Annotated in this window: 26 protein-coding genes and 1 riboswitch; of the genes, 8 read left to right on the forward strand and 18 right to left on the reverse strand. The window is 64.5% G+C overall.

Annotation, left to right across the window (positions count from 1 at the left end):
* A riboswitch (cyclic di-AMP (ydaO/yuaA leader) is annotated at positions 1–223 on the reverse strand.
* Positions 224–498: 275 nt separating this feature from the next.
* A complete protein-coding gene (locus WDS16_RS00790; protein ID WP_338889766.1) occupies positions 499–1,917 on the reverse strand; it encodes a GTPase in 1,419 nt (472 codons plus the stop codon).
* The gene (locus WDS16_RS00795; RefSeq protein ID WP_338889768.1) at positions 1,914–3,740 is read right to left on the reverse strand and encodes a dynamin family protein; all 1,827 of its coding nucleotides are present in this window, start codon (positions 3,738–3,740) and stop codon (positions 1,914–1,916) included. Before WDS16_RS00795 ends, WDS16_RS00790 begins: the two co-directional genes overlap by 4 nt.
* 261 nt (positions 3,741–4,001) lie before the next feature.
* Here WDS16_RS00795 and WDS16_RS00800 point away from each other — a divergent pair, with 261 nt between their 5' ends.
* Entirely contained in the window at positions 4,002–5,279 is a 1,278-nt protein-coding gene (locus WDS16_RS00800) for a DUF7373 family lipoprotein (RefSeq protein ID WP_338889770.1), read from the forward strand.
* 101 nt (positions 5,280–5,380) lie between these two features.
* Here the strand turns inward: WDS16_RS00800 and WDS16_RS00805 are convergent, their stop codons facing one another.
* The 7 genes from WDS16_RS00805 to WDS16_RS00835 all read right to left on the reverse strand — a co-directional run bounded on the left by WDS16_RS00805 (position 5,381) and on the right by WDS16_RS00835 (position 11,438).
* Positions 5,381–5,929 (reverse strand): RNA polymerase sigma factor, encoded by a 549-nt coding sequence (locus WDS16_RS00805; protein WP_338889772.1) that lies wholly within the window; start codon positions 5,927–5,929, stop codon positions 5,381–5,383.
* Positions 5,930–6,071: 142 nt separating this feature from the next.
* Positions 6,072–6,452, reverse strand: coding sequence for a hypothetical protein (locus WDS16_RS00810; protein ID WP_338889774.1), 381 nt, complete (start codon positions 6,450–6,452; stop codon positions 6,072–6,074).
* An 86-nt stretch (positions 6,453–6,538) separates the two neighbouring features.
* Positions 6,539–7,501, reverse strand: coding sequence for a C39 family peptidase (locus WDS16_RS00815; RefSeq protein ID WP_338889776.1), 963 nt, complete (start codon positions 7,499–7,501; stop codon positions 6,539–6,541).
* A 45-nt stretch (positions 7,502–7,546) separates the two neighbouring features.
* Entirely contained in the window at positions 7,547–8,518 is a 972-nt protein-coding gene (locus tag WDS16_RS00820; protein WP_338889778.1) for a hypothetical protein, read from the reverse strand.
* Positions 8,519–8,739: 221 nt separating this feature from the next.
* Positions 8,740–10,623: an Hsp70 family protein gene (locus WDS16_RS00825; protein ID WP_338889780.1), complete on the reverse strand. Its 1,884-nt coding sequence runs from the start codon at positions 10,621–10,623 to the stop codon at positions 8,740–8,742.
* 208 nt (positions 10,624–10,831) lie between these two features.
* Complete coding sequence (locus WDS16_RS00830; RefSeq protein WP_338889782.1) at positions 10,832–11,203, reverse strand: YccF domain-containing protein; 372 nt, start codon at positions 11,201–11,203, stop codon at positions 10,832–10,834.
* Positions 11,204–11,219: 16 nt separating this feature from the next.
* Complete coding sequence (locus WDS16_RS00835) at positions 11,220–11,438, reverse strand: hypothetical protein (protein ID WP_338889784.1); 219 nt, start codon at positions 11,436–11,438, stop codon at positions 11,220–11,222.
* Between the two features lie 146 nt (positions 11,439–11,584).
* Between WDS16_RS00835 and WDS16_RS00840 the strand changes: the two genes are divergently transcribed.
* Positions 11,585–11,998, forward strand: a complete 414-nt coding sequence (locus WDS16_RS00840; RefSeq protein ID WP_338893213.1) for a cold-shock protein — start codon at positions 11,585–11,587, stop codon at positions 11,996–11,998.
* 19 nt (positions 11,999–12,017) lie between these two features.
* Here the strand turns inward: WDS16_RS00840 and WDS16_RS00845 are convergent, their stop codons facing one another.
* Genes WDS16_RS00845 through WDS16_RS00855 form a run of 3 tightly spaced genes read right to left on the reverse strand, consistent with a single transcriptional unit; the run spans position 12,018 to position 15,044 of the window.
* Positions 12,018–12,542 carry a DUF2771 family protein gene (locus tag WDS16_RS00845; protein ID WP_338889785.1) on the reverse strand — a complete coding sequence of 175 codons (525 nt, stop codon included), beginning with the start codon at positions 12,540–12,542 and terminating at the stop codon, positions 12,018–12,020.
* A gap of 29 nt (positions 12,543–12,571) precedes the next feature.
* Positions 12,572–14,194 (reverse strand): MFS transporter, encoded by a 1,623-nt coding sequence (locus WDS16_RS00850; protein WP_338889786.1) that lies wholly within the window; start codon positions 14,192–14,194, stop codon positions 12,572–12,574.
* Positions 14,195–14,237: 43 nt separating this feature from the next.
* Entirely contained in the window at positions 14,238–15,044 is an 807-nt protein-coding gene (locus WDS16_RS00855; protein WP_338889788.1) for a glutaminyl-peptide cyclotransferase, read from the reverse strand.
* 40 nt (positions 15,045–15,084) lie between these two features.
* On the opposite strand from WDS16_RS00855, the gene WDS16_RS00860 reads away from it, so the two are divergent.
* The 3 genes from WDS16_RS00860 to WDS16_RS00870 are packed head-to-tail and all read left to right on the forward strand — an operon-like array spanning position 15,085 to position 19,215.
* Entirely contained in the window at positions 15,085–15,963 is an 879-nt protein-coding gene (locus WDS16_RS00860) for a DUF3027 domain-containing protein (protein ID WP_338893214.1), read from the forward strand.
* The gene (locus WDS16_RS00865; protein ID WP_338893215.1) at positions 15,960–18,680 is read left to right on the forward strand and encodes a sacsin N-terminal ATP-binding-like domain-containing protein; all 2,721 of its coding nucleotides are present in this window, start codon (positions 15,960–15,962) and stop codon (positions 18,678–18,680) included. The genes WDS16_RS00860 and WDS16_RS00865 overlap by 4 nt, the downstream gene beginning before the upstream one ends.
* Before the next feature lie 46 nt (positions 18,681–18,726).
* Positions 18,727–19,215: a phosphatase PAP2 family protein gene (locus WDS16_RS00870; RefSeq protein ID WP_422395801.1), complete on the forward strand. Its 489-nt coding sequence runs from the start codon at positions 18,727–18,729 to the stop codon at positions 19,213–19,215.
* A 275-nt stretch (positions 19,216–19,490) separates the two neighbouring features.
* Here WDS16_RS00870 and WDS16_RS00875 read toward each other — a convergent pair whose 3' ends face one another.
* Entirely contained in the window at positions 19,491–19,736 is a 246-nt protein-coding gene (locus WDS16_RS00875; protein ID WP_338889790.1) for a DUF2530 domain-containing protein, read from the reverse strand.
* A gap of 18 nt (positions 19,737–19,754) precedes the next feature.
* Here WDS16_RS00875 and WDS16_RS00880 point away from each other — a divergent pair, with 18 nt between their 5' ends.
* Genes WDS16_RS00880 through WDS16_RS00890 form a run of 3 tightly spaced genes read left to right on the forward strand, consistent with a single transcriptional unit; the run spans position 19,755 to position 22,989 of the window.
* Complete coding sequence (locus WDS16_RS00880) at positions 19,755–21,209, forward strand: NCS2 family permease (RefSeq protein WP_338889791.1); 1,455 nt, start codon at positions 19,755–19,757, stop codon at positions 21,207–21,209.
* 34 nt (positions 21,210–21,243) lie between these two features.
* Positions 21,244–21,690 carry a MarR family transcriptional regulator gene (locus WDS16_RS00885; protein ID WP_338889792.1) on the forward strand — a complete coding sequence of 149 codons (447 nt, stop codon included), beginning with the start codon at positions 21,244–21,246 and terminating at the stop codon, positions 21,688–21,690.
* 33 nt (positions 21,691–21,723) lie between these two features.
* Positions 21,724–22,989 (forward strand): MFS transporter, encoded by a 1,266-nt coding sequence (locus WDS16_RS00890; RefSeq protein WP_338893216.1) that lies wholly within the window; start codon positions 21,724–21,726, stop codon positions 22,987–22,989.
* Here WDS16_RS00890 and WDS16_RS00895 read toward each other — a convergent pair.
* From WDS16_RS00895 to WDS16_RS00915, 5 genes are read right to left on the reverse strand one after another with little or no spacing between them, the layout of a single operon-like run.
* Positions 22,974–23,579, reverse strand: coding sequence for a response regulator transcription factor (locus tag WDS16_RS00895; RefSeq protein WP_338889793.1), 606 nt, complete (start codon positions 23,577–23,579; stop codon positions 22,974–22,976). The genes WDS16_RS00890 and WDS16_RS00895 overlap by 16 nt on opposite strands.
* Positions 23,576–24,694 (reverse strand): sensor histidine kinase, encoded by a 1,119-nt coding sequence (locus WDS16_RS00900; RefSeq protein ID WP_338893217.1) that lies wholly within the window; start codon positions 24,692–24,694, stop codon positions 23,576–23,578. The genes WDS16_RS00895 and WDS16_RS00900 overlap by 4 nt, the downstream gene beginning before the upstream one ends.
* Before the next feature lie 35 nt (positions 24,695–24,729).
* Complete coding sequence (locus WDS16_RS00905; protein WP_338889794.1) at positions 24,730–25,500, reverse strand: ABC transporter permease; 771 nt, start codon at positions 25,498–25,500, stop codon at positions 24,730–24,732.
* Entirely contained in the window at positions 25,497–26,417 is a 921-nt protein-coding gene (locus tag WDS16_RS00910) for an ABC transporter ATP-binding protein (RefSeq protein WP_338889795.1), read from the reverse strand. The genes WDS16_RS00905 and WDS16_RS00910 overlap by 4 nt, the downstream gene beginning before the upstream one ends.
* Entirely contained in the window at positions 26,414–26,638 is a 225-nt protein-coding gene (locus tag WDS16_RS00915) for a hypothetical protein (protein ID WP_338889797.1), read from the reverse strand. Before WDS16_RS00915 ends, WDS16_RS00910 begins: the two co-directional genes overlap by 4 nt.
* Positions 26,639–26,757: the final 119 nt, after the last annotated feature.

Consider the following 26,757-nt stretch of genomic DNA (forward strand, 5'->3'; position numbering starts at 1 on the left):
AAATCCTCTCCACTGGCGCCTGCGAGGTCAGCTGTCGGGTTCGGGCTGAGAGGTAGCCCGGCCCAACTCTCCCGAAAGAGATGTTGGGCTTCACCCCAAGGAAAGTTGTGCTCTAGCACAGCTTTCCGGTTATCCGAGAGGACGTGTGGGTCCCCCGTCCTCGTCCCCTGGGTGTTCTTGTGGGGGTCCGTTCCCGCGGGACGAGGTTTGGCGCTACGGGTACGGATTCGGCCGAAGTTTCTCAGCCGCCACTGACCGTACTGAAGTTCCCCCGGAGTGTCACCATTTGGTAACTGTTTCATTTTGGGTCCGAACTGCCGCGTCGGCGAACCCAATTCTCGGTAACGAACGAACCTGCAGCTAACAGGGTTGGAGTGCGGGTGACGCTCGGGCGTTGCGCTTCCGTTACCCCATCGTTATGTGACAGAAGTCACATCGCTTCGGGTGGGGCTGAAGTGACAGAAGTGACCGAGTGTCCAGCTTCGGACGCCGCCGCCGTCATCGGCTCAGGTTTCCGTACGTGTGGATCAGGGCGACAAGCGCGGCATCTTCGGCGGCGGTGAGCGTGACGAGGGCTTGGCTGTGCGCCCAGGCGAGTTTGTCCAGCGCGGCTGCGCGGACGTGGTCGGGCCCGGCGGTGGGGGAGAGACCCAGCTTCAGTGCTGGTGTGGAGTGTTCGACGAGGCGACGCAATTCCTGGGTGACCGGGGATGCCGGATCGGTGCCGAGCATCGCTTCGAGGTGACCGAACAGCACGACGGTGTGTAGCGCCGGGTCGGACCGCAGGCGATCGACGATGTCGCGAATGTGCTCGCGTTCGGGGCGACTGTAGGCGAGGCGGTCGAGTTCGCCGAGGATGCGGTGGGCCCGTTTCACCGCAGCGAACACGCCGAGATGAGAGGCAAGCAGATTCTGCAATCTCGGCACGCCGGAATGCGTGACGAGCCAGTCGTTGAGCACTGCAGCGCCCTGTGCGGCGATGCTCCGGCCGTGGATCGTGCCGTACTCGCCGAGTAGGTCGACCAACCGGCCACGCATGTGCGGAGGGACGAGCGCGTCGTCGTCGGAGTCGAGCAGGTCGATCAGATCGAACGGGTCGATGCCGTGCATGGCGTGCAGCGCGCGGGCGTCGGCTTCGGTGAGAGCTCCGGTGTGCGAGGTCTCGGCGAGCAGACCTGCGATCGGAACGACGGTCATCACGGTATCGGCGAGCTGGGCCGACAGTCGTATCGCGTGCTCGCCCGCATGCGCGAGCGGATCGCGGGCTCCGAGAGCACCTTCACCGAAGCCGTCTGCGCGCGACAGCACTCCCAAGGCGGTCAATGGGGTGAAGCCGAGTTGGCGGAGGAAATCGATCTCGTCTGCCCGGGGAGCCCCGTCGAACAGGAACACTGCGGCGTCGGCATCGACGGACGCGGTGCGGGTCTGGTCGTATCCGTCGATGAGGACCCGCCGGGTTCGAGCTTCGTTCTCGGCCGTCAACGTCGCCAACCCGGGGGTGTCCACGAGGGTGTACTCGCGGATCGCGGCTGACGGCAACCACCGGTGCAGGTAGGCGATGTCGTGCGGCGCGATGTCGAGGCTGTGGATCCGGCCGCGGTCGGTGCGCACCGGTGTCCGGGTGCCGTCGAGCAGCACTGCCTCGACGCGGGCTGGCGCACCCTCTTGGTACACCGAGACGACACTGGTGGCCTCGAGCGCGGCGGTGTCGGCGATCTTGGCGCCGATCAGGGCGTTCACCAACGTCGATTTTCCGGCTTTGAGACGGCCGACGACGACGATCCGCGGCGGCGACCACAAGATGGCGCCGATGCGATTGGCGTGACCGGCCAAATCCGGGCCGAGTGCCGCGAGGGCGTGCAGGGCGCGATCGAGTCCTGCGCGGACCGGATCGAGCGGCATTGAAGACGCAGTCATCGCCCTGCTCCGGCGAGTTCGGCGATGAGTGCTTCGGCGCGTGCGATGTTGCCGTTGACCACTTTCAGATTGTTCTCCAGACGGTCGCGTTTCTTCTCCCGCACGGCCGTATCCGACCGAGCACTCTCTTCGGCGTCCTTGATCTGTGTCTGCAACTGTGCGATCGAGGTCTTGAGATGCTGGCGATAGCGAATCACGATCTCCGGGCGGGCCAGGGCGATGGTCGATTCGAATGTGCGGGCGGTCGTTGTCTTGGTCGCCGCCGTCGTTTCCCTCATCCAGGTCAGCAAATTCGTCTTTCCGGCACGCATGGCACGAAACCCCAGGTTGAAACCTACCCACGCGATCCCCACCACTGCTCCGACTCCCACTACCGTGGAGAGTCCGACGATGCCACCGAGCATCGACGATCCCATCACTCCCATGGTCAGCATCGACGGATCCAGCAGGCCTTGACGTTTGCCGGCGACGGAGTGCGTATCGAGCGTGCGGCCGGACAGGGTCGCCACGACCTGCTCGTAGATCTCCTCCCAGACAACATCGGAATCGAAGCGCGGTTGCACGATGGTGGTGTAGAGCTGCTCGAGGAAGACCGTCATCGACTCGGCCATCGCCGACTGGAAGTCTCTCTCCATTTCGGCGGTGAAGTGCTGCGGATTCTTCCGCAGCACTTCCATCCCGTTCTTGTTGATCCGGCTCGTCCATTTCTCGCGGATCGCATCCAGGCGTCGGTCGAGTTCGGCGGTGGCGTTCTGGCGGATCAGCGTCAGATCGCGTTGGAGATATTGCTCCCACTGCTGGGAGTGGTCTTTGAGCTCCTTCAGTTCGTCGAGCTGCGCGGTCAGATCTGGGACCACCCGAGCGGCATCGTTGATCGCAGCGATCTGAAGGGCGAGGTCGTCAGCGAGGCTCTTCAACCCATCTACTGCGGTCCGGAGTCCGCTGGCAGCCGGAAGCTGACCGGCGACAGCAAGTTTCGTCTCGATCAATGCGCGTAGCGCCGTGATCCCGGAACGATGCTCGGCCGCGTCGCGGGCAGCGCCTGGTGGCATCTCGGCGGCGACGACGGCCCGCAGGCTCGAGACCGCAAGCACCGGGATTTCGCGACCGAGATGCTCGCGCAACAGGGTGGTGTTCTGCTCGACGATCGGCCTCCACCGTCGCACGTTCTTGTCGGTCTTGGTCACCACCACGATCAGTGCCTCGACACCGGCACCAGTGGAGGAGATGAACTCCATCTCCGGTGCGGTCAGCGGGGTGGACGCGTCGCAGACGATCACCACCACGCACGCTCGAGCTGCGCTGTCGGCCGCCAGAGCGGCGTACGAGGGATCGAGGCCGCCGACGCCGGGAGTGTCGATGACCGTCGTGGCCCCCATCCGGTTGTCGGGCACGGCAACCACTGCGCGAGTCGGCAGCTCCACCGCTCGGGCATCGCGGACGCGTGCGCCTTCGCAGGAGACCCAGTCCTCCAGGTCTGCGTGGGTGATCGCCTCGGTGCGGTCGGGATAGATCAGTTCGGCGCCCCCGCCTGGTGCACCTGCGTCGGCGTCGGTGAACGACAAGGTCGTCGAGGTGGTCACGTCGACACCGACGGGGGAGGCGTCCCGGAATCCGACGAGAGCATTGACGAGGAAGCTCTTGCCGCGCTTGACTTCACCGACCACAACGACGGTGCGGGCGAGGTCCTGCGCGGCGCGGCGAGCGGCGAGGTCGGCGATCGCGTCGTACTGGAACGGGCGCAGAATCTTGGTCGTGATCGTCTCGAGTAGTGCCGCGGCGCGATCGGTCGCCGGGGCAGGAGGCGCTGCTGTGTCACTCACGTTCGCTGTCCCTCCGCTTCGTTCGCCCTCGATTGTCGACACCGGTGCGCCACGATCTGCGCGGGTGTCGACTCTAACCCCGGCCACCGTCGGATTGCGGAACGGTGCCCGGTCGACACCTCCGTGGATCGGTCGAGAGGAATTGGTGCCCTCGGTGCGGGAACCTTGTGCAGTGCCGGATGCATCCAACAGTCAGTGACACCGACAACGAGCCCGGCGCAGTCGTTGTGCGACCGGGCTTTCAACCGAGAGGATCTTCGCGTGCGTTCGAGAACATGGCTGAGGCGTGCAGGGGCGATTGCCTGCGCTGGTGCGGTACTTGCCGGATGCGGCACCGACAGCAGCGACGGCCTATCCGTCGCGAAGTCTGGGGGAGATGCGAGTTCGGCGAGCACGGTCGACCCGGCGGCACTCGATACCGGGAGCTATCCCACTAGTCCGGCTCCGGAATTCGGTCGTGCCACCAAGGACAACATTCTCGATGTGGAGACCCAACGACTGGCCGAGTTCGTCGTGGTGCCCTTCGAGGTGGACCCGAACTTGGTCACGGCGAAAATGCCCACGATGGTCATCCGCAGCCATGAGAACCTCAACTCGGTCCTCAGCGGAAATGCAGCCGATGTCGCGAAAACCCACGGCATGCTCTACGGGTACGTCTCCACGGCCGCAACGTCGACCACGGCCGTCACCGACCCATCGCGCTCACTCGTGCAGATGGTCCTGCGCTTCGAGAATGCCGACGACGCTTCGGCAGCAGCTCAGGAGATGCACACCGGGTTGACCACCGTCGATACCGACGGCACCGGCGTCGAGACCCCCGAGACGATCGGCATCCTGCCCAACACCTTGGTCTCGACGTCGGAATACTCCTACAGTGCTGGTCCCGAGGTGTCGGTCAACGCGTTCACCGCGCACAACAACTACCTGCTCTACACGTGGGCCAAAGCGCCCGCCGACGACAAGGAGTGGACCGCTGAGGCCGTGGCCCGCGCGCTCGATCTGCAGGGCCCGCTGATCGACCAGTTCCCGGCGCAACCAACCCTGGCTCAAAACGGGGGCGAGCCGGCCGAACTGCCCATGATCGACCAGGACAAGATCCTCCTCTATGCCATTCCCGAAGGAGACGAGCAGGCCGATTCCGGTAACGACATGGCTTCCTACGGTCCTCGCGGAATGGCACACCGCTCGATCAACCCGCCGTTGACCTACCGCGTCCTCACGGAGGCCGGTTCCGACCACAACGCTGTGTACAAGACGAACGTCTACCGGGCGTCCGACGACGCAGGCGCACAGATGATCGTCGAGGAATTCGGAAACGACCTCACCTCGCAGGGATATGTGGAAGCGCCGTCACCACAGGGACTTCCCGACGCCGTGTGCCTGAGCAAGGACACCACGGACGGGACGACCGACTATTGCTTGGTCGCCAACGGGCGATACGTCGGCGAAGCGTACGGAACGGACGACAAGAAGGACGTCGACCAGAAGATCAGCGCACAGTATTTGATCCTCGAGCAGGCTGATCAGAACGCAGAGTAGAGCGGCCGACTTCAACTCGAGCCGTCCGGCGCACCCAGCGAATGGGGTGTGCCGGACGGCTTTGCGGCGTTCGATCTCTGTGGGCCCGGCACCGGCGATTGTCAGTGGACGTCGGTGCGGGGACCGAGCAGGACTGCGAGCTGTTTACGTGCACGGTGGATGCGGGTCTTGACCGTTGCCACCGACACACCTTGATGTTCGGCGATATCGGCGTAGGGCAGGTCGGCGAACTCGGCGAGCACGATCGCGACGCGAAAATCCTCGGGCAGCTCGTTCAAGGCCTGATGGACGACCGATGCGGTCGCGATCCGGTCGTCGATTCGAGGCTGATCATGGCCGAGGTCGATGCCAGGCTCGTCGGTGGTGTCGTCGTCGAGGCTCGCGGTGGGCTTTCGGCGTCGTACGACAGCGAGGGCTGCATTGACCGCGATGCGGTGCAGCCAGGTGTTGAAGCGTGCCTCGCCGCGAAACCTGTGCAGATTCTGCCAGGCGGCAGTGACGGTGTCCTGGAACGCGTCTTCGGCGTCGTGAGTGTTGCCGGTGATCTGCAGGCAGACATGCCACGCGTTGTTGCGGTATCGGCCGACGAGGTCGGCGAATGCGCGGTGGTCACCTAGACGGCATGCCGCGATCAGCTCTGACTCGCTCATTCCACCCCCGATGCTGCGAATCCCTGCCGTTCCACCCCGGCGGAAGGATAGTACCCACCGGTACGAACCCGAGCGGAGGTGAGCATGCCCGCGGCAGCACCGAGCTTCCACGGAGCGTTGCACGGCCCAGCGGTAGGTCGCGTCAAAGCAGGTCTTCGCCTGGCTCGTCGACGCGTTCGAGATCGATGTCGAGGTGATGAATGCCGTCGTCGCCGGGTTCTGTGCCCACGGGGTCGATCGCCAGGTCGTCGGCCAGGGAGAGGTCGCTATCGCTATCGCTGTCGTCGGCGGGTTGAAGTGCGTCGTCGAGCACGATGTCCTCATCCTCGAGCACGATGTCGTCGAGCACGATGTCCTCGTCTTCTGGGACGACGGGATGATCGTCCATCTCGGGAACGAGGTCGGAGTCGGCGGCTGCATCGGGGTCGAACGCGGCGTCGAGGGCGCAGTTCCAGACCTCGTCGGGAAGCGGTGGCAGGTCGCCGGCGAGCTCACGCAGTAAGGCCATGTGGTCGTCGGTCATCGTTCACCTCGCTACTGTTCGGTTGACTTCGCCGCGGGCTGTGCTGGCGCGCCCTGAGGTTTGGTGTGTTCATTGTGCCTGGTGGTTCACGAGCGTAGCGAGATGACCGTCGTTCTGGCCGTCCGCGTGTCGGACACGGGCGGTGTCGTGGTGGTCGAGTCGCTGTCGGCCGGCACCAAGTCGGGATCCGAATCGTCGGCCACGAGCATCTGATTACCGGAGTCAGCCCAGGCTTGCTCGAACTGCTCGATCGGAACTTCGAGCTGATTGCCGTTCGGCACGCCGGGGTCGGAGAGAATGACGACGCCGCGTGCGTCGTCGATGCCGGCGACGACCAGGACATGGTCGGGGCGGTTGTCCTCGACGCCTTCGTGCTCGGGTTTCCAGATTTCGCCGGAGTCGACCATCGCGACGACGCCCTGCCCGTTGTCGAGGGCTGCGCGGAGATCGTCGAGGGACCCGGAACTGATGGTGGCGGGCACGCCCTGATCTTCGAGAAGGATCTCGATGTCGGGCAGTGTCATTCCGCCGGCAGGATCATCACCGGCCATCAGGCCCAACTCGACTGCGCGGTCGACGAGATGTCGGGGGTCGCTGATGTCGGCCTCGGTGTATTCGGCGACGAGTTGTCCGACGACCGCGGGGCCGCAGTATCCGTCGAACTGTTGGTAGAACCAGTTGATCGTCCACTGCGCGGGGTTTCCGTGCACTGCGTCGGCGTCACCAGGTGGCGTAGAAGCACCTTCGGTGCTGTCGGAATCGGCGCCTGAGGTGTCGGAGAGATCTATGTCGGACAGGTCTATATCGAGTGCAGGGTTGCCCGTTGCCAGGGAGTCGGCCGCGGAGGCTGCACCCGGCTCGGGGCGTGTGTAGACGGGTTCGGGTTGGTACTGGTCTTCGTGATGGGGGCCGGCCGATGCGCCGATCAACTCGGCGACTGCCATGCTGTCGTCGGAGTAGTCCGCGGTGGCCTGCTCTGCGACACACCCGTCGGCGACATCATCTGCCGCATCGGACGGCCACATCGCGGTCGGATCGAACTCGTGCATCGGTCGGCCCCTTGTCGTCGAAGAATGTCGTCGAAGAAAGTTCGGTCAGAGGTCGCTCTGCGATTCGGCGGGGTAAGTGCCGGCCTGCGCGTGGTAGTTGTCGTCGGCGGGAATGGCCGATTCGAGGCTCTCGATGGTGCCGAGGTCCGTGTCGGCGCCGGTGGCCACGGTGTCGAAGGTCCCGTCGCCGTTGCTGTCGAGCTCGCCCAGATCGAATCGGCCGTCACCATCGGTGTCGACGAGGGTGGCGTCGATGCGGCCGTCCGCATCGGAGTCGACCATCGCGGTGTCGAACCGGCCGTCGCCGTTCGAGTCGATCAGCACGACGTCCACCTGGCCGTCCAGGTTCGAGTCGATCAATGTTTCAGTGATCGCATTGCCCTCGATGGTGTCCTGGCGGACCGGCGCGCCGCTGACGGGGTCGTGGAACGTTGCCAGGTCGACGTCGCCGTCGTCGTCGAGATCCTCGGCGACACGGATGGTGCCGTCGGAGTGCTGCGCTGCGGCGGTCTCGTAGGTGCCGTTCGAGTCGGTGTCCTGCTCGATCAGGGTGATCGTGCCATCTTCGTTGTAGTGGGTGATGGTGTCGATTCCGTCGACTCGCGAATGGGTCAGATCGATGAGGCCGTCACCGTCCACGTCGCGTGGCGAGACGTAGTCGACCTGACCGCTGACCCCGATGGCCTCGTTGACCGTCGATGCAGAGGGAGCCTCGGCAGGCGGTACCTCTGCAGAGGGCGCCGATTCCGATGCGGCGGCAGAGGAGTCGCCGTAGGAGGCTGTCGACGGGTCGGCGGTCACCTCTGCCGAGGACGCTGCCGGCTCGGAGGCAGCTACCTTTGCGTCGGATGTAGAACTGGCAGAGGAGATTTCGTTCATTTCGGCCTCCATGGCGTTGGTGATGGCATCGGCTTTCTCCTCGACACTCATGTTCGGATCGTTGGCGATCGCGTCGAGTTCGGCTTTGTACTCGGCGGCGTCGGTGCTGTCGTACACGGTCTTGTCGTCGTTCTGCATGGCATGTCCTCTTTCGGGCGTGCTCTCGTTGTTGCGGTCGATAGTTGGATGCACCCGGCTCTGCGAAAGGTTCCCGGCACCGAAAAGAAATCCCGCGACTCGAGGATCGGTCAGTGCTCGACAGCTTCTGTCGAAAGCAGCAGGAGGGGCAGCCTGGACCGGATCGGTCCTGGCAGCCCCTCCTGTGGCAGCTCTTCTGTGGAAAGCGTTGTCGCCGGGTGCTAGTTGATCAATCCTGCGCGGCTGAGGAAGGTCTTCGCACCGTCGGCTCCGACCGCGTCGTAGTACCCCACCATCACACCGGTCGCGCCGTTCGCGTAAGCGATGGAGTAAGCGCCGGTGATCTCTGCAGCGGACAGGTGTGCCGCGGCAGTGCGAGCGACGTTCTCCACGATCTGATTGTCGGCGGCCGCGGTGTCGTTCTGATTCCCCTGCCGGAGCCGCAGGACCTGCTTCTTTGCCTCACGGACATCCACTGAGACCGTGATGTACGACGCCCCGCTGTTCTCTTCGACTATCCCGCTCGTCAACGAGCTGTCCGCCGCGATCTGGCATTGCAGCTGCGCCCCGCCGTTGTCGGTCTCTCCGGTCTGTTTGCACTCCGAGAGCTCCGAGCGCAGTGCCGGCGGAAGACCCGCGACGACAGCCTCTTTCGTCGTCGGCGGCGTATCGCCCGCAGCTCCGCCTCCCGACGCGACGGCCGGATCGACGTCCTGTGCCGCACTCGAGCTGGGTCCCCCAGCAGTCGGTGCGTCCGAATCGCCGCCGCTTCGATCGAGGACGAAGAATCCTGCCAAGGCTGCCATCGCCACGACCGCGACTGCGGCACCTGCCATCACCAACTTCTTGCGCCCACCCGTAGCGGGATCGGGGTGCCCAGGTGTTTCGGTCGGCGGACTCGGCCACTCGGCGAATGCCGTCGTCGGCGGCTTCGGTACCGCTGGAGCCGGCCGCGTCGGCTGTGGTCCAGGAGTGCGTGTCGGGCCCTGCTGCTTGTGTGTCGGGCCCTGCGAGCTGTGGACGATTGGTGCGGCGGCCGCCAACGCTCCCTGCGCCACCACGGTTTTCGGATCGTCCAGCGTCGCGATCGGTCCGAGGGGGCGCAGTCTTTCGTGTACCGCCGGGATCCTCGACGACCCGCCGGTGAGGTACAGCGCTTCGAGTTGGCCTGGCTCGGTGATGCGGGCGTCGAGCAGCGTCGACCTGGCCAGCTCGACAGCTTTGTCCAACACCGGGGAGATCAGCTCTTCGAACTCGTCCCGGGTGATCTGGAAACGCTCGGTGCGTCCGTCGCCGGTGATCGCGATCGTCGCGGACGGTGCCTCCGACAGCAGTTCCTTCGCTCGACGGATCGAATCGTCGAGGGCATATCGCACGTCCAGAGGGGCCCTGGTGCGCAGGAAGTCGAGCAGGTCGGGGTCGCGGACGTCGAGTTGCTGATCCACCCAACGCCGCAGATGCGCGTCGAGGTTCTTTCCACCCAATCCGTTGTCGCCGCGGGCGGCGACGACGTCGAAGCTCCCGTGGCTGTTCGCTTCGAGCACCGCGACGTCGAGGGTGCCTCCGCCGAAGTCGAAGACGGCGATCTTCATTCCCGGCGTCACCGTGTGCGCGCGGGTGTAGTAGTGCGCGGCAGCACGAGGTTCGGAGACCGTGGTCACCCGAGACGGATCGTGACCGAGCTGGGCGGCGGCGTCGAGTAACACCTGGATCTCGCGTCGAGACCAGGCTTCGGGGTGTGTGAGTACCAACTTCGACGGCGCGGAACCGCCGTGGGCAGCGGTGGCACGTGCGATGACCGAGTCGAGAACAGCAGCCACGGGTACCGCCGCGGGGACGGTGTACCCGTTGACCGTCACCACTCCCTGCCCGATCGCGCGTTTCGGGGCCGGGATGAATGCGGCAGGGTTCGATTCGGCGCGGTCGCTGGCTACGTCGCCGACCGCGATGCGATCCGGCGATTCGACGAACACCGACGACGACATCGTCGTGCGATTGTGCGACAGGGGCAGCGCCTCCACCGCACCGCTGATCGGGCTCGTATGCGCTGCAGCGGTGTTGGAGGTACCGAAATCGATCGCGAGTACCCAGTCGCGTGCCGCCATCACCGCCGAGCCTCGCGACGGGAGTCGAACATGCATCCACGGCATCGCGCCGTCACAGTGCACCTGTACACAGTCCATCCGCCCTTCTCGCATCGGCCGGGCATCGAGGTGCCCCGGCCGGGAAGGAATTTACCTCCACCGGAAGTTGGATGCTGCGGCCATGCCGAAAGGTTCCCGTGTCGTTTCGCAATGAGACTGTGCGCTGACTTCAGGCGTCGACGATGTCCTTGCCCAACGGCATGAGCGATATCGGGATCATCTTCAGGTTCGCGACGGCGAGCGGTATGCCGATGATGGTGATGGCCATCGCGATCGCCGTGGCAATGTGGCCGATCGCCAACCACACCCCGGCAACGATCAGCCAGATCACGTTTCCGATGACCGACGCGACTCCCGACGTCGGCCGCTCGACGACGGTCTTGCCGAACGGCCACAGTGCGTAGACGCCGATCCGGAACGAGGCGATGCCGAACGGGATCGTGATGATGAGGATGCAGCAGATGATGCCCGCTGCGAAGTAGCCCAGCGCGAGCCACAGCCCGCCGAAGATCAACCAGATGATGTTCAGAATCACTCGCATCGCCAGTACTCCCTCTCTATCGCGCACGCCGGCCGGACATCAGTGCGTAAACCAGCGCCAGGACGAACCCGAGCGGCGCGGCGATCATCGCCGTCAGGTACAGCCACAAGGGTGGCTCGTTCCCGCCGACCGCAGGCACCAAGAATATCGCTGCGATGGCGAGAAGTCCCGCTGCGAACAGAGTCATTGCCAACCGCAGGAGTAGGGAGTTCGCGCTGTGTCGTCGTTCGGTCACACGGGCAACGGTAGCCGCGAAGGAAACCGAGGTGCCCGGCACCTTCCCTTCGCGCTAGACTGGTGCATTCGCGTCCTGCCTAGTTGTGCGGGGCGCGAAATTTTATGCCAGCAAGACCATACGAGACAAATGGACGGGTGAGCGCAGTGCCTACCGGCAAGGTGAAATGGTACGACGTCGACAAGGGATTCGGCTTCCTCTCGCAGGAGGAAGGTGAGGACGTCTACGTCCGTTCGTCGGCGCTCCCGGCAGGTGTCGAGGGCCTCAAGGCGGGCCAGCGCGTCGAGTTCGGGATGGCCGCGGGACGCCGTGGACCGCAGGCGCTCAGCCTGACGGTCATCGAACCTGCACCGACCGTGCGTCAGAACACGCCGAACCGCCGTGAGCCGGTCGAGCGCAAGCACACCCCGGACCAGCTGCACGGCATGGTCGAGGACATGATCACGCTGCTCGAGGCAACGATTCAGCCCGAGCTGCGCAAGGGTAAGTACCCGGACCGCAAGACCGCCCAGAAGATCTCCGAGGTCGTTCGCGCGGTGGCCCGGGAACTCGACAGCTGACCCCCGGAAACGTCGGCGTCTAGCTCGTCGCGATCGACCAGATCGCGTGGCTGATGATCTCCTCCTGCGCGGTATCGGAGGAGATCACCCCGGACGGCAGTCTGATCTCGACGCCGAGCAGTTCCCGGCCGCCGTCGTCGACCGGTGCGACTGTAAGTCCGAGCTTCTGGTCGGGTAGGTACAGCGTGTCGGTCTCCACAACGTTGCCACTGCCGTTCGAGTCACTGCCGTCCGAGTACACGGCTGCGACGATCCACGGTGCCGAGGTGATCTCGGAGGGTAGCGATAGCTGCAGCGGACGGCCGGCTCGCACCGGAACGCTCGCACTGACTCCGTCGGGGGCGCACAGCGGCGCCTCGACGGGGCAGTACAGGTAGGGCTCGACCGTGACGGCCGTTCCGTCGGCGTACGCGGTGATGGTCGGTCGATGATCTGGCGCATCCGAGATCAGGAGCGCCAGGACAGCGACAGATGCGACGCCGATGACGAGGAGACCGGCGGTTCCGATGGCCAGTAGTTTCTTGGTCTTCGGTGCGAAGTTCACTTGGCTCACGTTCTGTCGATGTGGAAAGACTACGAAACGGTAGTCGGTACTTCCTGGTCGGCGTGGTCGGGCCGGTTGCCGCCGAAGCCGGGGAGCAGGGATCGCCCGCGGTAGGTCAGGAACGTTTGGACGAGACCGATCGTAAGCACTACCGATACGACGGTGAAGCCCAGCCAGTACTCGGTGGGCAGCAGAACCCCCAAGGTGCCGCCGAGCACCCAGCAGAGCTGTAGAACTGTCTCGGACCGCCCGAAGCCGGAGGCTATCGACTCCGGAGGCAGATCCGCCTGCAGTGATGCGTCGAGGGAGACCTTGGCAAGGGCACTCGCGCACGAGGCGACGAGGGCCGCCAGGGCTGCCGTCAACAGACTGTCGGTGACGGCAGCGACGATCGCGATGAACGTGACTGCCGCTGTGCACCTGAGTACGACGATGGCAGGTTTGCCGAGCTTGAGGCGCGCACCCGTGGCGTTGCCCGCGAAATTGCCGATCGCAGCGGCCGCGCCGACGAGTCCGAGCATCGCTGCTTGCTTGATGGGTTCGTGGTCTGTCTGGGCCTTCGCGACGAAGGCGACGTACAGCGTCAGGAATCCGGTGAGCACTCGAATGGTTCCGTTGCCCCACAATCCGATGATGACCGATCTACCGAGCGGCTGCCGCCGGGCCTTTGCCGGCGCAGCAGTCGACTTTCCACGCCGGATGACCTCGGTCTGGGCGTTGTCGCCGTGATAGCTGAGCGTGGCCGGAACTTCGCCCTCGGTGACCTCCACCCACGACGGAATGCGCATCGACAGCCACGCACCGAACACGGTGACGGCCGCAACGAACCACAGTGCACCGGGTGAATCGGCGATGAATGCGATACCTCCGGCAATACCTCCGGCGACGATGGTTCCGCCGAGCAGACCGAACACCGTCAGCCGCGAGTTGACCCTGACGAGGTCGATCTCGGGCGGCAGCACGCGGGGCGTCACTGCGCTCTTGAGCACTGCGAACGATTTGCTCAGGACCAGCATTCCGAGGGCCGCTGGGTACAGGAGCCAACTGTCGAAATTGAACACCAGCACCACCGCGAGCACTGTACGTAACAGGAACGACGTTGCCAGCGCGATCCGTCGACCGTGCTGAAGCCGGTCGAGCATCGGTCCGATGAGCGGAGCGATCAACGCGAACGGTGCAATCGTGATGACGAGATACAACGCCACCTTCGTCTTGTCCTCGCCGGTCGCCGCGGAGAAGAACAGCGTGTTCGCGAGGGCCACGGCCATGGCGGCGTCGGATGCGAAGTTCGCCATCGTGGCGTAGGTCAGTGCGGTCAACCCCGACTTGTCGGCACCATCGGCTTTGGCTGCTCGCTGGAACGTTGCGATGCCCTTGCCGGTCAGCTCACGGCTGCGCATCGCAGCAACGCGCGTGACGGTCAGCTTGCGGGGCATCGGCGGAGGCTTCGGACCCTGTGATTTCGCTCCCGCGGACGGTTGCGTCGGGGACTTCTGGGGTGTGGGATGCAGGGGCGGCAGCGGCGTCCGCCGGCTCGGAACGTGTCCATGCGGGTCACTCCGCAGGCTCCGCTCCTGACCAGCGGGCGGATAGTTGTCGAACCCTGGATGGTCCTCACCCGGTGGGGCGTCGGAGTCGCGGGGATCGGTCACGAGTCAATTCTGTCCTAAATCTGCGGCGGTGGAGAACACCGACTCACTTGGAGTCTGTGAACTCCACCTCGTACATGGTCGGCCACAGCTTTCCAGTCAGCAGAAAGCGATCGGTTCCGGGGATCTGCGCGATGCCGTTGAGCACGTCGGCGCCGGCTCGCTCGTCTGCCGTCATCGCATCCCACAGCGGACGGGCATCGATCATGGCGGTGACGGCTCCGGTGCTCGGATCGATCCGGACGATGTCGAAGGTGCGCCATACGTTCGCGTACACCGAACCGTCCTCGGTGCATTCGAGTTCGTTGAGGTTCGCCACCGGTTGTCCGCCCGAGGTCACCTCGACCGTCGAAGTCTCCTCGAATGTCACTGGGTCACGAAAGGTCAGCGTCGACGACCCGTCGCTCATCACCAGGCCGGTGTCCGGGATGTCGCACAGCCCCCAGCCTTCACCGTCGTACTCGACGCGGCGGAGCTCCTCGAGAGTCTGCGGGTCGCGCGCGATCGCGACCCCGTCTTGCCAGGTGATCTGCCATGCGGTGTCGCCGGCGACGGTGAACCCTTCGCCGAAGTAGTCAGCGGACAGGTCCATTCGGCGGAGTTCGGCGCCGGTGACGAGATCGGACACTGTGATGTAAGAGGACCCGTTGCGACCAGTGCTTTCGTACAGGCGACCGTCGGATACTTCCAGCCCCTGGGTGAACGCGGTCCGGTCGTGCGGGAGGGTGCGTACGACCGATACGGACAGGTCCGTGGCCGAAGAATCCGTAGCGGCAGGGGTGGAGGATGTGCAGCCCGCCAGCAGTGCGGCCCACACGAGAAGGCCAAGCAGGACACGAAACGAGGCCGACATGACCTCATCATGGCAGCCCGAACTGGGCGCTTTCGAAGTGATGCGGCAAAATGAATGTGTGAGTTTCACATCTTCTCCAGAACTCGACCAGATTCGTCCAGTCCTAGCCGATGCCAGGGAGTTGGCCCACGAAGCGCTGATCGATGCGGCAGAGGGCGGTGTCGGTGATTATCTCGGCGTCACCTCGGAAGATGACACTGCCGCAACCCACCGTTTTCTCGCCGAGCTACAGGGCTACCGAGGCTGGCAATGGGCCGTCGTCGTTGCTGCACCCGATGGGGCGGACGTGGCCACGATCAGTGAAATCGTTCTTCTTCCCGGCCCCGATGCGATCGTCGCGCCGGGCTGGCTGCCGTGGGAGGAGCGGATTCGCCCCGGCGATCTCGGCCCCGGTGATCTCCTGCCTCCACGGCATCAGGACCCCCGTCTGGTGCCCGGATACGTCGCGACCGGCGACCCGGCTGTGGATGACGTCGCCTACGAGCTCGGCTTGGGGCGGACCCAGGTTACGAGCAGGGAAGGGCGTCTCGACGCCGCTGAGCGCTGGCACGACGGCGACTTCGGCCCGGACAGCGAGACGGCCAAGGCGGCGCCGTCCACGTGTGGGCTGTGCGGGTTCTACCTTCCGATCGCCGGATCGCTGTCCGCGGCATTCGGAGTGTGCGGAAACGAGTACGCCGCGGACGGACGCGTCGTGCACGCCGAGTACGGCTGCGGTGCTCATTCGGACACCGAATTGCCCACTGGTGCAGGATCTCCGCAGTTCGATCCCTACGACGACGCCGCTCTCGACGTGACAGAGCGCGCGCCGACACCGGAGGCTGGAACCGAAACGGCGGCTCCGACCGAAGCAGTGGCTCCGACCGAAACAGTGGCCGAGACCGAGAGTGCACCGCAGGACGCGCAATCGACGAACTGAGAGATCCGTTCGACACCGAGTCCATCCGGGCCGCAACGCTCTCGGCGTGGTCGTCCTCGCCGACTCGGCTGAAGGAAGATGCCGCCACCGAGGACGACCTCGTTCGCGGTGGCTATCGAGACCGGCTGTTGACGGAACTCGCGCAGAACGCCGCTGATGCAGCCTCCCGCGCAGGCATTCTCGGTTCGATGCGAGTGTGGTCGTCCGGCGGTGCTGTTCATGTTGCCAACACCGGTGCCCCGTTGGACATCGGTGGTGTCCATGCATTGACCGCGCTTCGTGTGTCGGCGAAAACCGACGGTGTCGGCCGGTTCGGGGTCGGGTTCACCGCTGTCCGAGCCGTCAGCGACGACATCGAGTTCCGTTCGGCTGCAGGCGGTGTGGCGTTCAGCAGGAGCGCGACGCAGCAGGCGCTGGCCGACGCTGGGCTGTCCGCACCTGGCGTCGGGATCCCGGTTCTTCGGCTGGTATGGCCGTCCCGCGAGCCACCGGCCGCGGGGTTCGCATCGGAGATCGTGCTGCGGCTTCGCGACGCCGACGCCGACGCCGTATTGGACTCGATGCGCAGCGAGGCCGTGGATCTGCTGCTCGAACTTCAATCCCTCGAGTCGATCGACGTAGCCGGAGATGTGATCCACCGCGACGTCGAGAAACTCGATGGCGGGCTGGACCTGGTCACGATCGGCGATCTTCGATGGTGGCAGTACCGTACCGAGCACGCCAGGTGGCTGATTCCGCTCGTCGACGACGTTCCCCGTCCGGCGAGCCCGGATGTCCTTCGTGCACCGACTCGTTCGGACGAGGAGTTGTCTCTGCCAGTGCTGGTCGTTGCCGACGTGGCGATGCAACCCGATCGTCGCCGCGTCCTTCCCGGAGCCGACGTGCGCGGAGTCGCCGATGGCTACGGCGACGTGCTCGCTGCGCTCCCTGGCCGCTACCGGCCGTCGTTCGTGCCCGTTCCCGGGTTCGCGCGTAGTGCAGTCGACGGTGTGTTGCGAGAGCGGATGCTGCGTGAATCGACCACGACTGCATGGCTTCTCGGATGTTCGGGGGACGATCTCGTGCCGTCGAGAGCGACGGTGTTGCCGGGGTTGACGGAGAAACTGGGCGACGTACTCGTCGACGTCTTCCCCGGACTGGTGTCCGCTTCGTTGTCGGGTCCTCGTGACGCCACTGCACTCGCAGCTGTCGGAGTTCACCGACTCGGTCTCGCCGAGCTTGCCGAGATGCTCACGGGTGTAGCCCGGGAGCCGTCGTGGTGGAGAGCGTTGTACGACGCGTTGGCTCCGCTGGTCGTCGACGGTATCGCCGCGGAAGAGCTTGCTGCGCTACCAGTTCCACTGACCGACGGCCGCACGGTGACGGGGCCTCGAACAACCGTTCTCGGTGAGGACATCCGAGCCGCAGGGGCCGTCCACTGGGCACGACTGGTCCATCCCGACGCTGCCAGTCCACTGTTGTCGCGATTGGGTGCGGTCGAGGCGACGGCGTCCGATCTGTTGTCCGATCCGGCGGTGGAAGCACTCCTCGACGATCTCGACTGGGACGACACGGAATCAGTCGAGACGCTCACCGAGTCGATTCTGTCCCTCGCTGCCGCTGCGCGCGCATTGCCGTCGTGGCTCGGGTCGCTTCCGCTGACCGATTCCGAGGGTGAACTCCGCGCGGCAGACGAACTGCTTCTTCCCGACGCGCCACTGGCAAGTGTGTTGTCGAAGGAATCTCCCTTCGGTCTCGTGGCGACGGAAGTCGTCGACAGGTTCGGTGCAGAGGCGCTTCGCGCGGTCGGAGTCGGATGGGGATTCGGCATCGTCACGGACGAACTTCCGACGGCGCCGGACCACGAACTCGACGACGAGGAGTCGTGGTGGGAGTCGTTGCCGGAGGAGCCCGACGTTCTTCTTGCCGTGCGCGATCTGGACCTGGTGGACGAGCGTCGGTGGCCGCAGGCGTTGACGCAGCTCGTCACCGATCCGGGCACTGCGGCGGCGCTGCAGGACCGGCTCGGTTACACCGCCTGGTGGCTACGCACCCACGCAGACATCGACGGCGAGCGACTGGAGTCCTTCCGGCCCCCGTCCGAGGAGACGTTCGACGGGCTTCTCGACCCCTTCGACCATCCACACGCCGACGCGCTCGCTTCCGCGTTGGCATCGAACAGGTGTGACAGCGCGTGGTTTGCGCGCCTGATCATAGAGCGGCTCGCGGATCCACTGCGCTCACCGACCCCAGCAGTGATTGCGAGGGCACACCGCCTTGTCGCGGATGCTGTCATCGCTGGACGAGTGCATCTCGACGACCTGGACCTGCCACCGAGAATTCGTGCGATCTCGGGTGCGCTGGTCGATCCCGACGATGCGCTCGTGCTCGATCGACCGTGGTTGGTATCCGTCGTGCCCGCCGAGGTCGCGGTGTTGTCCTCGATGGAGACCGCGTCGGTGCTTGCCTCGATACTCGATGTGCGCACCGCCTCGGAGGCGGTCGACGCGGAAGTGGTGGGCGTCGGGCGGGTCAGCTCATGGGACCGGGAGCCGAGGGCAGTGCTGGCCTGTGCGGCCCTCGGATTGGAGCTTCCCGTCGGGCAGGTCGTCGTTCACCGCGATCTCGTCGTTCGGTTGTCCGGAGCGATCACGGGGGAGCGGGATGTTGCGTGGTGGGTGACGCCGGACGGCATCACTCACTTGGCCGACGGAGCGGAGCGTCCGAGTGGACGGTGATGTGCTGCAGGCTATGGTCGAGCACCGTGTCGCGTGGTTGACGACGATGTTCTGGGTGATCACGACGCTCGGGAACACCGTGTCGATGTTCGTCTGGTCGATCGTGGGCTGCGTGTTGCTGCTCAGGAGGGGCAGACGTGCCGACGCCGTCGTAGTGGCAGGTGCGATGCTGACCGGCTGGGGTGTGATGAGCCTGGCGAAGCTGATCTTCGGGCGCGAACGGCCACCGATACCGGAGCGATTGGTCGAGATCTCGTCCCATTCGTTTCCGTCGGGCCACGCCACGATGTCGGCGTTGCTGGCCACGGTGGCGATCGCGATGATGCTGCGATCGACCACCCCGTGGCTGCATCGTCCCGCGGTGCTGGCACTGCCTGTTGCGTCGAGCCTGGTGATCGGGTTTTCTCGGATCTACCTGGGCGCGCATTGGACTACGGATGTGCTCGCGGGTTGGGCGTTCGGGACCCTATGGGGACTGCTGTGGATCTACGGGAGCGGAGCGGTCAGCGCGAGAAATCGGATCGCTGCGCGATGACGAGGAGTTCGTCGCGCATCGAGGGGCTGCTGACGGCGTGCGCGCGGGCGTAGAGGGCGCGGAGGGAACGAGCGTGGTTGCGACGGGTACGGAACTGCGAAACGAGCTTCATGGCCTTGCTTTCGTATATCAATGGGTTTCGTGTATCTGACATAACCCATCGTCCACGTTAATTCTGTGTAACTCAACCGATTCAGAGGTGAGTTTCCGCACGTCAACGGCCATATTCAGTGATGACGCTTACTTCTACAGCGGGCGAGTGACGGCAAGCACGTTCAGTCGAGGCCACGCTGGGCAGTCTTACTCCCCCGTCTGGCCGCAGCGCGCTGGACGAGAAACAGTACGAAGCCGACGGTGCCGACGCCGATACCGGCCAGGCACACGGGCAGAGCGGACGACCATCGATCGACGATCAGCACGACGACTGTTGCCGCCACCCACAGTGCGATTCCGAGGGCGATGACGGGCGCGGGGTCGGTCAGCCTGCGGCTGAGCTCGGTCGGTTCCGGCTCTCGCTCCACGAAATGTAGGTTACCCCTATGGCTTTCCAGTCCCGGCTCCTGGACAACTATTTCAAGATCACCGAACGAGGATCCACTGTCGGATCCGAGGTACGTGGTGGTGTCGTCACCTTCGTGGCGATGGCCTACATCGTGGTGCTGAATCCGCTTATCCTCGGCAGCTTCTCCGCCGACGACGCAGCGGCCAAGACCGACGTACTCGGCAACATCCTTCCCGTGGCACAAGTCGCGGCGGTCACGGCACTGGTCGCCGGCTTCATGAGCATCCTGTTCGGCATCGTGGCCAACTACCCCTTCGGGATTGCCGCTGGTCTCGGAATCAACACGCTGCTCGCGGTGACGATCGCCCCGCAAGTGACGTGGCCCGAGGCGATGGGCTTGGTCGTTATCGACGGCATCATCATCGTCTTGCTGGCGGTGACCGGTTTCCGGACTGCTGTGTTCAATGCGATTCCGGCTGAGCTCAAAGCGGCAATCGCAGCGGGCATCGGCGCGTTCATCGCGTTCATCGGCCTCGTCGACTCCGGCTTCGTGCGGAGAATTCCCGACACCGCGGGCACAACCGTCCCCGTCGGGCTCGGTATCGACGGCTCCATCGCATCCTGGCCGACGGCCGTATTCGTCTTCGGTCTGCTGCTGATGGGCATCCTCGTCGTCCGGAAGGTGCGGGGCGGTCTGCTGATCGGAATCGTCGTGACCACGCTCGTAGCTGCGATCGTCGAAGCCTTCACCGACGTCGGCCCGTCGAACGGGGTCGATCCGAAGGGCTGGAATCTGAGCGTGCCGATCCTGCCGGAGCAGTTGTTTCGTGTTCCGGATCTGTCGCTCGTCGGAGATGTGAACCTGTTCGGCGCGTTCACCCGTATCGGTGTGCTCGCTGCGAGCCTGCTCGTGTTCACGCTCGTGTTGGCAAACTTCTTCGACGCCATGGGGACGATGACCGGCTTGGGCAAGGAAGCCAAACTCGTCGATTCGAAGGGCGTCTTGCCCGGAATCGGCAAGGCGCTCGTGATCGAGGGGACCGGCGCGATCGCCGGTGGCGGGGCGTCGGCGTCGTCGAACACCGTCTTCGTCGAGTCGGCATCGGGCATCGCCGAGGGTGCGCGAACCGGATTGGCCAACGTCGTGACCGGAGTTCTCTTTCTCGCCGCGATGTTCCTGACGCCGTTGACTGCCATCGTTCCGATCGAAGCTGCCGCTCCAGCCCTGGTCGTCGTGGGTGCGCTGATGATCGGTCAGGTCCGCGACATCGATTTCACGAAGTTCGAGATCGCCCTACCGGCGTTCCTGACGATCCTTGTGATGCCGTTCACGTACTCGATTGCAAACGGTATCGGCGTCGGATTCATCACCTGGGTCGTGCTCGCTGTCGGACGCGGCAAGATCAAGTCGGTTCATCCCTTGCTCTGGATCGTCGCGCTGCTCTTCGTGGCGTATTTTTCGCTTGGACCGATCACCGAGGCGGTTACCTGAGCTGATTCGTCCAGCTAGGCGTAGTCTCTGCGCTGTGACGTCGGGATATAGCGTTAAGGACAACCGTGAATTGGCCAGCGATCTCTCGCTGGCCGTCGTGCGTTTGACTCGCCACCTGAGGGGGAGGAGGGTCGACTCGCAGGTGTCGTTGACTCAACTGTCAGCTCTCGCGACGCTGAGCCGTGAGGGCGATATGACGCCCGGAGCGCTCGCCGCTCGTGAGCGAGTGCAGCCACCCTCGATGACGCGGGTCATCGCATCGTTGGCAGAGTTGGGTCTGGTCGTGCGTACAGCTCACCCCACCGATGGCCGCCAGGTCATCGTGTCGTTGTCCCCAGCAGGGCAGACGTTGATCGCGGACGAGGCCAGCGCACGCGAGGCATGGATGACCGCGCAGCTGGCGGGATTGAACGAGGGTCAGCTCACCATCCTGCGCGAAGCGGTCGGGATCATCAGCGCGCTCGTGAACGACTCGGAGTAGTTACCTAGGGTTACTATCAGGTACGTGCCTACGATCTTTGCTGCGCTACACACGCGCAACTACCGATTGTGGGCGTCGGGGCAGATCGTGTCGCTCATCGGTACCTGGATGCAGCGCGTCGCGCAGGATTGGCTTGTTCTGACGCTGTCCGGCGGCAACGGGTTTGCCGTCGGTATCGTCATGGCGCTCCAGTTCGGGCCGACTCTGATCCTGTCGGTGTGGGGCGGTGTACTCGCCGACAGGTACGACAAACGCAAGCTCCTGATGATCACCCAGGCTTTCGCAGCGGCGTGCGGCCTCGTTCTCGGCGTACTCGACGTCGGCAACGTCGTCGAACTGTGGCACGTCTACGTCATCGCGTTCATTCTCGGTTGCTCGTCGGCCATCGACGCCCCGGTACGTCAGTCGTTCACGATCGAAATGGTCGGCGAGAAGACGCTGGCCAACGCAATTGCATTGAACTCCATGACGTTCAACATGGCGCGCATCATCGGCCCCGCGATCTCGGGTGTGCTGATCACGTTCGTCGGCACCGGCTGGGTGTTCCTGATCAATGCAGTGTCGTTCGCCGCCGTGTTCGGTGCGCTGGTCGCCATGCGGGCGAAAGATCTGTACTCGGTCGAACGGGCACCGCGAGCCAAGGGGCAGGTCCGCGCTGGATTCGCCTATGTGTGGGGAAGACCGGATCTCCGAGTGCTGCTTGCGACGATCTTCATGGTGTCTACGTTCGGCCTGAATTTTCCGCTGAGTCTGGCAGTGCTGGCACGCAACTCCTTCGGCAGTGGCGCCGACGCGTACGGGCTCCTGTCGACGACGCTTGCTGTCGGCACCCTGCTGGGTGCGACGCTCGCTGCCCGCCGTGCCACCGCGCCGCGGTTACGCCTGTTCATCGGAGCCGTGCTCGGCTTCGGCATCTTCGAACTGCTCGTTGGACTGATGCCGAATTACATTCTCGTTGCGGTGCTGCTGATCCCGACGGGCGCGCTGAACCTGACGTTCTCGACCTCGGCGATGAACATTCTGCAGATGTCCGTGCCCTCGGACATGCGCGGCCGGGTGATGGGCATCTACATGTTGTGCTTCCTCGGTGGAACACCGATCGGCAACCCGGTGCTCGGTTGGCTCGCTGACGTCGTCGATCCTCGGGCGCCGCTGATCGTGGGCGGCGTCGTATCGGTGGCATCGGGACTGTTCGCGGCCGTGTATCTGCTGCGGCACAACAATCTCCGGGTCCGAGTGTCCCGGCAGGCGACCGGGCGTCGGCTGCCTGTGTTGGATGTGCTTCAGATCCAGCCGTGACGGCGTGCGATCGCCGACGCCTCGTGGCGGTTGGCCGCACCGAGCTTCGCGGCTGCCGCGGACAGATAGTTTCTTGTCGTGCCCTGGGAGAGGTGTGCACGAGCAGCGATCTCAGCCACTGTTGCGCCGTCGGCTGCGAATTCGAGTACGTCGGACTCTCTCGGAGTCAACGGCGAGTCCCCGGCCCCGATTGCCTCTGCCGCAAGTGTGGGATCGACGTAGCGTCCACCGCCGTGCACAGTGCGTACGACCTCGGCGAGCGTCGACGCCGAAGTGGTCTTCGGGAGAAAACCGCGCACTCCCGCCGATAGCGCCTTCTTCAGGTACCCGGGACGGCCGTGACTGGTGACGATGATCGACGCGCACGACGGGACTGCCGCAGCGATCGCGGAGGCCGCCTCGATGCCGTCGATGCCACCCATCTGCAGATCGAGAACAGCGACGTCGGGGGCGAATTCCTTCGCGGCGGTGACAGCGCTTTCGCCGGATTCCGTCTGTGCGACGATCTCGATGTCGTCTTCCAGCGCCAGCATTGTCGCGAGCGCCGTGCGGATCAGATTCTCGTCGTCGGCAAGCAGTACTCGAATCATGATGCCACCCTAGGTGCGAACGTCGCGGTCACGGTGAATTCGTCCGAATCACCGGTCGTGTCGAGGGTTCCCCCGACGGCTGCCAGGCGTTCGGCCAGTCCCGCGAGACCGGTCCCGTCCGTCGACGTCGATGCACGTGGACGATTGTTGGTGATACGGAGCGAATCGTGTGTCACCTCGATGCGGCAACGAGTGGCCTCCGAGTGCCGGAGGATGTTGGTGGCGCCCTCACGCACGACCCACGCCGCAGCCTCGGCGAACTCGGGTGCCACCGATTCGGCTGCACCATGAACTTCGGTATCGATGCCCGCGGCGCTCAGAAGCGACGCGGCACCGCCGAGTTCTGCTTCGAGGTCGATCGACCGATACCCTCGTACGAGCTGGCGAGCCTCGGCCATCGACTGCTGCGCCAGCTCGCGAACCTCGTCCATCTGTGCTGCCGCTCGGTCGTCGCCCCGGCGTGAGAGCATGGCCGCCAGTTCGCTTTTCACTGCGACGGCCGACAACGCCCGGCCCACCACGTCGTGTAGGTCCCGGGAGAACCTCAGTCGCTCTTCGGCAACCGACAATTGTGCTGCGGCGTGGCGCGAATCATCCAGCTCGGTCACGATGCGCAGCAACCAGATCGACAGTCGCGCAGTCGCAGACATGAGCATCACCACAGCGAAAGCCGTCACCGCTCCGGGCACTCCGAAGCGAGTCATCGACGTCGCTACACCGAGTGCGATCGCGAGTACCAATGTCCATACAGGAGTGAGGAGGACGCATACGGGGATCGATCCGACCAGCAATGCCCAGACCGGAACTGCGGCAGCTCCGGTCACCCCGGCGAGGATTGCGGCCCCGACACTCACTGCAAGGGGGATGCGGATGCTTCCGGCCCCGGTTCCGCCGATGCGTGGTAACCGCAACAACACGAACACCGCAGCCACGGCGGACACACTCAGTGCTACCGCCGACAACCAGGACGCGTTCGAGATCGACTCGACCAAGCCGGGGACCGTGAAGGCCAGGACGATTCCCACGAACGACTGCCGGGTGTACAGCCGCACCTTGTCGACCTCCGAGGTGTCCCGCCACGTGGTGCGGGGGTCGAGATAGCGCCTCAGTTCCATGTACTCCACATTTCCACAGTCGACTCAGGTCAGCACTACGCGCGCGGTTCCCAGCGGAAGTGCGTCTTGGCGATCACGATCGAACCGACGATCCATGCCGCGATGACGAGCAGTGGCTGCAGGGCGGGGGAGAAAGTCTCGGCGAACGAGAGTGAATCCGTCGTCGGATCCGTCGTGCCGATCCAACCGAGGTTGACCAGATCCAGGACCGCCGCGATCGGAGTCAGGTCGATGACCGGGGCGAGGGAGTCCGGCGCGATGTCACGCATGAAGGAAGTACCCGCCATCGCCAGCAGAATGATCGGCAAGCTGGTGATCTGCGCTGCTTCGGCATTTCTGGTGAACGTCGACGTGATCAGGGCTAGCGCCGCGAACATCGCAGCACCTCCACCCAGGGCCGCGACGAGCAGCAGAGGATTGACCGGCAGGTTGCCACCGAGAACGAGGACGATACCGGCGACGACGACCGTGAGCAGCGCGGTCAGCGCGAACGACGGTACCGCGGGGCCGAGGAGGATCTGATTGTCGGTCGCTTCGCCGGTGCGAAGTCGCTTGAGTACCAACTCGTCCCGCCTCGTCGCGTAGGACGACAACAGGTTGTAGTAGACGAGAAACACCAAGAGGAAGAGGGCGAATACCTCGAGCGCCGAGGACACGATGGCGTCGGGCAGGGCGCCGTCTTCGCGCCCGATGAACAGGAACACCACCGGGAACAGAAGCGGCATGACGAGCGCGTTGAACAGCAGTACGCGGTTGCGGACCAGCAGCGTGAACTCCGCCCGGGACAGTGTGGTCATGGTGCTCATGCGGCAATCTCCCTACGGTCGTCGAATTCGTCTGCAATGGAGAGGAATACGGTTTCGAGCGATGCGGCCCGAGCATCGAGACCCTGGATTCGGACGCCGGCTCGCTGAGCCCATACGAGCAGTTCGGTCAACGTGTCCTGCAATTCGGACGTGACGACGACGAGCTTGCCGTCCTCGATGCTCATACGAGCGGACAGCAGTTCCGGCAGTGGTACGGAAGGCAGTTCGAGATGGATACTCGCCGGGTGATCGCCGACGACCTCTGCGACGGTTCCGCTCCGCACGACGCGCCCCTTGTGCATGATCGCCAGTCGGTCGCAGAGTCGCTCGGCTTCGTCGAGATAGTGCGTCGTCAACATGATCGTGACACCCGAGTTTCGAAGTTCTTCGATCAGTGTCCATGTGTTGCGACGACTTTCGGGATCGAGACCCGTCGTCGGTTCGTCGAGAAACAGCACGCGAGGTTGGCCGATGATCGCGCACGCCAGATCCAGGCGGCGTTGCTCACCACCGGACAGGAACTTCACCCTGGTGCCGGCGCGATCTGCGAGGTCGACGCGGCCGAGCACATCCATGGCCGACAGTGGATTGCTGCAGGTGCCCGCCCACATCTCGAGGCTCTCGAGCGCGGTCAGGTCGGACGGCAATCCGCCCTTCTGCAGCATGATCCCGAGATTCGGACGTACGTCGCGGCGATCCCGAATCGGTTCCATGCCCATGATCGACACCGTTCCCTCGCTGGGGGTCGAAAGGCCCTGTATCACTTCGAGAGTCGATGTCTTGCCTGCACCGTTGGTGCCCAGAAGACCGAACAGCTCACCTTCCTGAACCGAAAGGTCCAGCCCGCTCACTGCCTCGAAAGCGGACTTGCCGCTTCCGTATCGGCGTGTCATACCCGCCACCTCGATGATGCTCATCGCTTGCTCCATTCGCGCAGCCCCAGCACGAACCGACCGGCCATGAACACCGCTGCGAGCGCTGCGACGATGATCATGGGCAATGGTGACCCGACGAGTGCAAACACGACCCCGAACACTGCCAGCGTGATGACGATGACAACGATCTCCCGTGCCATCGTCGGAGCGGGTCCGAGCTCCATCATGTCCGTGAACAGGTTTCCTTCATCCGGTTGTCTCATGCCTCCAAGCTTCGCCGGATCGCGTGTCCACCAGTAGTGCACGGCGTCATCGGTTGCGGTGACAGAGTCATGGCCGGGGCATGACAAATGTCAGCCTATGGCCGGTCTGGCCGGTCTGG

This window comes from Rhodococcus sovatensis (assembly GCF_037327425.1).
GTDB classification, from domain to species: domain Bacteria; phylum Actinomycetota; class Actinomycetes; order Mycobacteriales; family Mycobacteriaceae; genus Rhodococcoides; species Rhodococcoides sovatense.

What these genes read in the sequence shown, in the direction of transcription:
- WDS16_RS00790 (WP_338889766.1), bottom strand. Translation starts at nt 1,917, where the DNA reads ATGACTGCGTCTTCAATGCCGCTCGATCCGGTCCGCGCAGGACTCGAT.
- WDS16_RS00805 (WP_338889772.1), bottom strand. Translation starts at nt 5,929, where the DNA reads ATGAGCGAGTCAGAGCTGATCGCGGCATGCCGTCTAGGTGACCACCGC.
- WDS16_RS00810 (WP_338889774.1), bottom strand. Translation starts at nt 6,452, where the DNA reads ATGACCGACGACCACATGGCCTTACTGCGTGAGCTCGCCGGCGACCTG.
- WDS16_RS00815 (WP_338889776.1), bottom strand. Translation starts at nt 7,501, where the DNA reads ATGCACGAGTTCGATCCGACCGCGATGTGGCCGTCCGATGCGGCAGAT.
- WDS16_RS00820 (WP_338889778.1), bottom strand. Translation starts at nt 8,518, where the DNA reads ATGCAGAACGACGACAAGACCGTGTACGACAGCACCGACGCCGCCGAG.
- WDS16_RS00825 (WP_338889780.1), bottom strand. Translation starts at nt 10,623, where the DNA reads ATGGCGGCACGCGACTGGGTACTCGCGATCGATTTCGGTACCTCCAAC.
- WDS16_RS00830 (WP_338889782.1), bottom strand. Translation starts at nt 11,203, where the DNA reads ATGCGAGTGATTCTGAACATCATCTGGTTGATCTTCGGCGGGCTGTGG.
- WDS16_RS00855 (WP_338889788.1), bottom strand. Translation starts at nt 15,044, where the DNA reads ATGTCGGCCTCGTTTCGTGTCCTGCTTGGCCTTCTCGTGTGGGCCGCA.
- WDS16_RS00860 (WP_338893214.1), top strand. Translation starts at nt 15,085, where the DNA reads ATGCGGCAAAATGAATGTGTGAGTTTCACATCTTCTCCAGAACTCGAC.
- WDS16_RS00870 (WP_422395801.1), top strand. Translation starts at nt 18,727, where the DNA reads ATGTTCTGGGTGATCACGACGCTCGGGAACACCGTGTCGATGTTCGTC.
- WDS16_RS00880 (WP_338889791.1), top strand. Translation starts at nt 19,755, where the DNA reads ATGGCTTTCCAGTCCCGGCTCCTGGACAACTATTTCAAGATCACCGAA.
- WDS16_RS00895 (WP_338889793.1), bottom strand. Translation starts at nt 23,579, where the DNA reads ATGATTCGAGTACTGCTTGCCGACGACGAGAATCTGATCCGCACGGCG.
- WDS16_RS00900 (WP_338893217.1), bottom strand. Translation starts at nt 24,694, where the DNA reads ATGGAACTGAGGCGCTATCTCGACCCCCGCACCACGTGGCGGGACACC.
- WDS16_RS00905 (WP_338889794.1), bottom strand. Translation starts at nt 25,500, where the DNA reads ATGAGCACCATGACCACACTGTCCCGGGCGGAGTTCACGCTGCTGGTC.
- WDS16_RS00910 (WP_338889795.1), bottom strand. Translation starts at nt 26,417, where the DNA reads ATGAGCATCATCGAGGTGGCGGGTATGACACGCCGATACGGAAGCGGC.
- WDS16_RS00915 (WP_338889797.1), bottom strand. Translation starts at nt 26,638, where the DNA reads ATGAGACAACCGGATGAAGGAAACCTGTTCACGGACATGATGGAGCTC.